Source organism: Mycobacterium sp. WUMAC-067 (assembly GCF_020217485.1).
Classification (GTDB): domain Bacteria; phylum Actinomycetota; class Actinomycetes; order Mycobacteriales; family Mycobacteriaceae; genus Mycobacterium.
Genome location: NZ_JAEKMI010000095.1, coordinates 1 through 7,195, shown reverse-complemented (window position 1 = coordinate 7,195; position 7,195 = coordinate 1). Strand labels below are relative to the sequence as shown.

The window sequence follows — 7,195 nt, the reverse complement described above, 5'->3', positions numbered from 1 at the left end:
GTAGTAGTTCTCCGAGTCCTCGGGGAGCAGGACGCGTAGACGGTCGCGGATCGTGATGCCGGGTGCAACGATTAGAAAGCGGTTCGTGAACCGTGCGTCCCGCGGGGTGTACTGCTTGTTCAAAGTCTGCCACGCGATGAGCATCGCCATGACGACCGTCTTGCCCGACCCCGTCGCCATCTTGAGCGCGGCGCGCGGCAGGCCGTTATTGTGCGCCTCGTTCTCCGGCTCGAGCCGATTACGCCAGTCCGCATAGGGTGCATGACGTCCTGCGACTTCCGTTAGGAAAATTGCAGTCTCCGCTGCCTCGCGCTGGCAGAATAGGACACGATTCTCCCTGTTCGGGTCGGACCAATGCTGAAGAAGCTTCCGTGAGATCGGGGTGACGCCGATGTACTGTCCATCGCGACGCCACTTCTCGACCTCCCGTCTGAGATCGTTGATCAGGCTGTTCTTTTCGCGACGCTCACCAGTCAAGTCGAAATCGATTTCTTGCTGGACGCCCTTGCCTTTTTTCTTGATCGCGGCGACGGGTATGAAGGATTCGCTTGGTCGCCGACCGTCGCGGATCTCCCCAGTTGGCCCCTGCGGCCCGATCTCGTAGTAGCGGTCCGGTTCGTCGTACGGCCCGTTCAGGATTGGGTTGTCGATATGCGCTGTCACGTGCGGCGTCCTCGTCTTGATCGGCGGCGATGTTTTTAGAGTCGATTCGACGCTAATGTCACCGACTGCGCCGTCTTGGTGGGTCTTGGCAGTGCCTTGTGTTCGTCGTTGCGTCGATACCTTTGCTGGCTTGCGCCGGCGGGCGACCCGAACGGTCGGCTGTCTCAGTCTCGCCGAATGCCACAAATTCGCGCAGTACGGCGGCGCGCAGACTTTTGGCGTTACGGAGTCCGCCTAGGTAGGCTAGCTGCTTCTCTTCGCCACGCAGCGACCCATCCTCACGGCGCGAGCTGCGGAGTGTCCGAACTATTACATCTCGAGCTTGGTTCGCAGACCCCAGCCATGCGGTCATGAGCGTCGGCCACGCTTCGCGAATGAACTCCTCATCTGGACGGGCGCCATAGACCGAGCGCAAGCCGGCGGCCGGATCTGTTTCGTCGTATCCCTGGAGCAGGTTTTTGCACAACACGAGTAAGAGTCCTCGTGGCAAGTTTCCCCATTGAAACCTGTACCTCGGCAACTGTCTCCCGCTCTCTACCCATCCTCCCGCCGACAACTCGCGGTGGATATGAAACCATGCCAAGCCAGCTCTTCGCAGGCGTTTTCCGTCATTTCTACGTCTGGGTTTGAATTAATTATGTGAGGTATCGGTAGCGCTCGTACTCGCTTCCGCGGGGAGATTCCAAAGGAAATGACGCGCTGAAGAAGTACGTGCAACGGCGCCGGCCGAGGTGACAAATCGCTGAGCGAACGTGCCCGGCCGGGGTCGGCTGCGCTGGACGATGGATCAGCTGTAGTCACCACAGGGCTGAGAGCTGCGTGGGCATCCCGCACATCGTTGACGAGCTCGCTCCAACTGACGAGTCCTCGGAAGAGCCCGTCGGATCGCCGGCATCATCGGCCTCAGGGCTGGTGCCAGCTCCGCTGTGGCAAGCGTATGCAATGTTGCCGCAGTGCTGGCATATCGGACATCTCGGCTCCACGTATGGCACTCCCGACGCTTCGGGGTGCCGCCGTGACCGATGTTGCCGGCGGTACCCAGCGATGCCGGCGGTACCCAGCGATGCTGGCGGGAAGCTGCCCGGTGCCGCGGGCTGTTCGGACTGTCGAGCCAAAATTTGGCTCGACAACACGCCGGCGACGACGGCGTCCCTGCTTCGACAAAAGTACCGTCGGAGTCATCCCAAAGTAATGAACATGTCCTTCCAAGTCTTTAACGCCTTCGCCCGCACCGACCGCCGGTACATCTGACCATCAGGCACGACGTACCGGCCAGTGCCCGGGTCGTAATTCAGCACTGCGACCGACGGTGGCACACCAGAACTGTTGGCGCCAAACGCGCTTGGTGCCGCTGGCGCGGCACCCGAATCGGGCGCGGTTGGGGACTGGTTGACCGCTCCCGGTGCCAGCGGCCTCGGCGGTGTTCCTGCGGGCGCCACCCCCGGCGGCAGCGGCGTCCCTCGACCGGCCCAAGAGTCCTCTGCTCGATGCCAACCCGGTCATCCGGCGGCAGACCCTGAGACAGCAGATTGGGGTCCGCTGGATAGGGCGTCAGCGCATGCTGCGGCTCCGCAAGGGGCACGTACTCTTTGTCGCTGTTGCAGATTTCGACTGTGGGAGCGCGCTTTCCGGGCTTAGCCATGCACGGATAGTTGCGCGCCCCGCGCACGGAGATCGGCGAGTCCTGCGGCAGCTTGCAATACAGATTGTCGGGGGTATCGGCCTCGCTCACATCGGCGGAGGAGCGCCACTGCGACGGCGGCAAGAACCCGACCGTGCACGCCGGCGGGTCGGCGATGGTCAGCGTGAACCCACCGACCGCCAGGCCGGTCGGATTGTTGGTCACACCGTAGGAGCCATACGCCGCCACCGACGGGGGCAGCAGCACCAGCAGCTGCTCCAGCGCGGGGTGATAAACCACGCCGATCTGCCCGATGGTCGTCAGGTCCGCCAAGAACACCGGCAGGGTCGGCTTCACCTGATCCAGCAACCGCGAAACCTCTTGCGCGAAACCGGGTCCGGTGTGCAGCAGCCGCCGGAATTCCGCATCATCCTGAACCATCTGATCGGTGAACCCGGCCAGATTGCGCGCCTACCGCCGCGTCTGGCCGGAGGTCTGAGCCTGCGCGTCCAGGAGGGGCCTGCCGTCGTCGAACAGGGCGCGGGTGTGGTCGACTACGGCCGAGGCGTCGTGCGAGAGCTTGCTCGACGAATCCAGCATGGACTCCAGGTCATAGCCTGCCCCGTTGAACGCTGTGAACGTCTCGTCGAGCAACTGCCCGAGCTTGTCTTCGGAAATGCTCTTGACCAACGCGCTGAGCTTGTCCAGCATCGGCCCGACCGAGCGCGAAATGCTGGTGTCGCGCGGGGCGATCATCGAGCCGTCGCGCAGATAGGGCGCGCTCTCCGAGCCCGGCACCAGATCAACGTACTGCCCGCCCGCCGCCGACATGCTGCGCACCGGGGCGTGCACGTCGGCCGGGATCTTCGGCGAAGTATCAATCGCCAGTGTGGCTTTCGCGCCGGTCGCGGTCGGGCCGACCGCGGTCACCTTGCCGATCTGCACGCCGCGGTCGGTGATGTCGTTGAACCGGTACAGCCCACCGGTATCCGGCCGATCCAAGATGACGGGGAGATGCCCTTCCGGCTGGACAAGCTCCGTTGAGCAGGCGCCAGGTACGCGGGTAACTTTCGATGCGATAGCGCATGAGCTGGCGGATTTCAGCGGCGCTTTGTACTTCCGAACAGCGGTGTTCACTACAGTCGAGATACCCCCGCCAAAGGAGAACGCGTGACCCGAATGCCGCTCGCCAAAGCCGGCGAGCAACCCGAACGCATCCGTCAGCTCCTCGAACGCCCCGGGACCCTCGACGTGCTACGCCTGATCGCCAACGCCCCCAACGTGTTCGAGGAGTGGGCGCAGATGGCCGGGCAGCTTTTCGACAGCCCGACGTTCACCCCGCGGATGCGGGAAGTGATCATCCTGCGGGTGGGCCACCTGCAGGAGTCGCCCTACGAGATCGCCCAGCACGTGGTCTTCGCCCGAAAGGCAGGGCTCACCGACCACCAGATCGACGCCCTCCAGAACCAAGCGGACCTCGACGACGCCGGATTCAGCGCCGACGAACGCCTCGTCATCGACACCGTCACCGAGCTGTGCGTCACCCGCCGCCTGTCCGACGACTCTTTCACCAAAGCCCACGCCCTGCTCGGCGACGAGGCGCTCACCGAACTGCTGATGATCGTCAGCTGCTACTACGGCCTGGCGTTGGTGCTCAACGCCGTCGACCTCGACATCGACGCCCCCGCATGACCCGCATCCCGTACCGCGAACCCGAGGACATGCCCGAGCTTGCCCGCGAATTGACCGCGCGGCGGGGCAATCTCAACGTCTACCGCGCGCTGGCCAACGCCGAGAAGGTGTTCACCCGCTGGATGGTGGCCGGCGACGCCGCCCTGACCAGCCCGGTGCTGCCGAGGAGGCTGCGCGAACTCATCGTCCTGCGCACCGCCTACCTCATGGACTGCGCCTACGAGCTCGGCCAACACAGAGACGTCGCGCAAACGGTCGGGATCGACAGCGACACCATCGAAGCCCTCACTTCCGAATCCGATTGGCAGACCGGCAATTTCGACCCCACCGAGTTGGCCGTGCTGCACCTGACCACCGACCTGGTCACCACCCGCCGCGTCGCGGCAGAGCTTTTCGCCCAGGTGCACCAAGCCCTCGGCTCGGAGGCCACCATGGAGGCGCTGATGGTCATCAACCGCTATGCGGGCCTGGCCCTGATGCTCAACGCGCTCGACGTGGACCTCGACGACACCGCCCGGCTCCCCGTGCCGCCGACCCGCTGACGCGTCGGTAACCTGCGGTTCCTCCACCAGGCAATCGACCTTCCCGTAATCTCCACGGTGTGGTGGTGCGCAAGCAGCCGTCGACCCGCCTATCGGCCGAGGACTGGCTCGAGGTGGGCTACACCGTGCTCGCCGAAGAGGGTGTGCGCGCGCTCAAAGTCGAACGCCTCTGCCAGCAGGCGGGTGTCACCCGCGGCAGCTTTTATTGGCACTTCGAGGACATCGACCACTACCGGGCGGCGCTGGTCGAATCGTGGAACAAGTTTCTCGAACGCGACCGCCAGGCGCTCTCCGAGCTCGACGAGCTGCCACCCCGGGAACGCCTGTCGGCCCTGACGCACACCCTGGTCAGCCCCCAGTACTGGGTGCTCGAGCGGGCGATGCGCGAATGGGCCCGCCTAGACCCGATCGCCGCCGAGAACATCCGCGCCGCCGACCGGCTCCTGCTGCGCACGGTGGTGAAGGCCTACCACGACTACGGTTTCAGCCTCGAGGACGCCAGGCTGCGCGCTGAGCTGACCTTCGCCGCCGGCATCGGGCTGCTGCACCTCACCAGTTCGCCCGAGCAGGCGCAATCGCTGTCCCAACGGGAGCGGTTCCTCGACCTGATGCTCTCCGAGGTGGGCGTCGCGCGCTCAGATCATTGAGATCGGCGAGATCTTCGCGCCAATCGCCAACGCCCCGGCCAACTCTCGGCTCGTGTCGTAGTCGAACACCACATGGCCCGACGCGATGTCGACGTCGCGCTTGGTGCGCTGCAGCGGGCTGGACAAGAAGTGGGCGCTGGCGCCGGACGCTTCCATGAGATCGGCGATGATCGCCCGGCACTCGTGCACGGTGCGCGCGGCCGCCAGCCGGGCGTCGGCCCGCACCGACCGGCTCACCCGCTCGCCGCTGACCACGATCGTCTCGATCTCGTCGGCGGTCGCCGCGATCAGCGCCCGCAGCGCGCTCAGCCGCACCCGGGCATCGCCGAGGCGGATCTGCGCGGCCGGCTGATCCTTTTGCGCCACCCCGCTGTAGGCCAGCACCCGTCCGCCGAGCCGCTCGGCGAACAGCTCGGTCACCCGTTCGGCCGCCCCGAGCACCGGCATCGACGCCGTCAGCGCCAGCGCGGGAACCATCGGCCACCGGTACGTCGGGGCCCCGTGCGCACGCGCGCCGGGCGCCGTGCCGCCGTAGATGTCGGCCACGGCGACCAACCGGTGCTCGGGGACGAAGGCGTCGTCGACGACCAGGTCATGCGAACCGGTGCCGCGCATGCCGGCCGTGTGCCAGGTGTCGACGACCTCGACCTGGTCGGCGGGCAGCACGACGAGCGCCGGATCGATTCCGTCCTCGCGCTCGATCAGCGCGCCGACGATCATCCAATCGGCATCCATCGCGCCCGTCGCCCACGACCACCGGCCGGTCACCCGAACGCCGCCGTCGGCCGGGATGCCGCGGCCGGTGGGGGCCAGGGGAGCCGGCGCCAGCACCGGTCCGGACGCGAACACCTCCTCCTGCGCCCGCGGATCGAACAACGACAGCATCCAGTTGTGCAGCGCGTAGAAACCCAGCGTCCAGGCGCTTGAGGCGCAGCCGTGCGCCATTCGCCGAATCGGTTGCAGCAGTTCGGGAAACGAGGCCTGCAGGCCGCCGAACCGCGACGGCAGCAGCAGGCGGAAGAGGTCGGTCTGCCGGAAATCGCTGACGGTCGCCGCGGGGAGGCGCCGCAACCGCTCGGCCTCCTCGGCGCGATCGGCCAGCCGCGCGACGAATTCGTCGGTGATGCCGTGCAGGGGACGGCTGTCGACCACGGACATGCCGACGACCGTAACATACTTTTTAGTATGTAGGTGCGCTGGTTGTTACCATCGCCCGGTGAGCGATCGCCAAGGCGGGCTGCGATCACGCCGCGATGTCCTGAAGATCGCCGGTGTCATGCCGGTGGTTCTCGGCGCCGCCGCCGTCCTGCCCGCCCCCCGCGCGGCCGCCGGCATCGCGGGCATGTCCGTCTTCCTCGACCCCGGCCACAACGCAGTCAACGACGCCTCGATCAACCAGCAGGTGCCCAACGGCCGCGGCGGCACCAAGCCCTGCCAGACCTCGGGCGCCGCGGCCGGCGACGGCTATCCCGAGCACACGTTCGCCTGGGCGGTGGTGGGGCTGGTCAGCGACGCGCTGAACCAGATGGGCGTTCGCACCCAGCTGTCGCGTGACAGCGACAGCGGCGTCGGCCCATGCATCGACCAACGCGCGGCGGCGGCCAACGCCATGCGCCCGGACGCGATCGTGAGTGTCCACGCCGACGGGGGACCCCCGTCGGGCAGCGGGTTCCACGTCAACTACTCGAGCCCGCCGCTGGGCGACGTCCAGGCCGGGCCCGCCGTGCAGCTGGCCCACGCGATGCGGGATGCCTTGGCCCAGTCGGGTTTACCGCCGGCGAACTACATCGGTTCCGACGGCTTGTACGGGCGCGATGACCTCGCCGGGCTGAACCTGGCTCAGTACCCGGCGGTGCTCGTCGAACTCGGCAACATGAACAACGCGGGCGACGCCGCGCGGATGCAAAGCGTGGACGGCCGGGCGGCGTACGCCGTCGCGGTCACCCGGGGGATCGTCGCCTTTCTCAGCGCCAAAGCGCCGACCGGCTGACTCAACTGCCGAAGCCCCCGCCCGTCGGCGCCGGCGCCGG

Annotated in this window: 6 protein-coding genes and 1 pseudogene; 4 read left to right on the top strand and 3 right to left on the bottom strand. The window is 66.6% G+C overall.

The genetic code is table 11. From position 1 onward, the window contains the following. Together JF781_RS27000 and JF781_RS26995 are read right to left on the bottom strand one after the other, a co-directional pair. Nucleotides 1-663 (bottom strand): DEAD/DEAH box helicase family protein (locus tag JF781_RS27000; protein ID WP_225330582.1); only part of this gene is annotated, 663 nt, incomplete at its 3' end. Nucleotides 664-1,841: 1,178 nt separating this feature from the next. Beyond that, a pseudogene (locus JF781_RS26995) lies at nucleotides 1,842-3,304 on the bottom strand (MCE family protein); the annotation flags it as partial. A 150-nt stretch (nucleotides 3,305-3,454) separates the two neighbouring features. Here JF781_RS26995 and JF781_RS26990 point away from each other — a divergent pair. From JF781_RS26990 to JF781_RS26980, 3 genes are all read left to right on the top strand, one after another. After that, the gene (locus JF781_RS26990; RefSeq protein ID WP_225330581.1) at nucleotides 3,455-3,976 is read left to right on the top strand and encodes a carboxymuconolactone decarboxylase family protein; all 522 of its coding nucleotides are present in this window, start codon (nucleotides 3,455-3,457) and stop codon (nucleotides 3,974-3,976) included. Further along, entirely contained in the window at nucleotides 3,973-4,518 is a 546-nt protein-coding gene (locus tag JF781_RS26985; protein WP_225330580.1) for a carboxymuconolactone decarboxylase family protein, read from the top strand. The genes JF781_RS26990 and JF781_RS26985 overlap by 4 nt, the downstream gene beginning before the upstream one ends. A gap of 113 nt (nucleotides 4,519-4,631) precedes the next feature. After that, a complete protein-coding gene (locus JF781_RS26980; protein ID WP_225330583.1) occupies nucleotides 4,632-5,165 on the top strand; it encodes a TetR/AcrR family transcriptional regulator in 534 nt (177 codons plus the stop codon). Here JF781_RS26980 and JF781_RS26975 read toward each other — a convergent pair. Continuing rightward, nucleotides 5,154-6,323, bottom strand: coding sequence for an acyl-CoA dehydrogenase (locus JF781_RS26975; protein WP_225330579.1), 1,170 nt, complete (start codon nucleotides 6,321-6,323; stop codon nucleotides 5,154-5,156). The two genes, JF781_RS26980 and JF781_RS26975, sit on opposite strands and share 12 nt — an antisense overlap. A gap of 118 nt (nucleotides 6,324-6,441) precedes the next feature. Here JF781_RS26975 and JF781_RS26970 point away from each other — a divergent pair, with 118 nt between their 5' ends. Beyond that, entirely contained in the window at nucleotides 6,442-7,155 is a 714-nt protein-coding gene (locus JF781_RS26970) for an Rv3717 family N-acetylmuramoyl-L-alanine amidase (protein WP_255642397.1), read from the top strand. The last annotated feature ends 40 nt before the right edge of the window (nucleotides 7,156-7,195 follow it).

Coding starts and splice junctions, on each gene's coding strand:
- JF781_RS26985 (WP_225330580.1), top strand. CDS start 3,973: ATGACCCGCATCCCGTACCGCGAACCCGAGGACATGCCCGAGCTTGCC.
- JF781_RS26975 (WP_225330579.1), bottom strand. CDS start 6,323: ATGTCCGTGGTCGACAGCCGTCCCCTGCACGGCATCACCGACGAATTC.
- JF781_RS26970 (WP_255642397.1), top strand. CDS start 6,442: ATGCCGGTGGTTCTCGGCGCCGCCGCCGTCCTGCCCGCCCCCCGCGCG.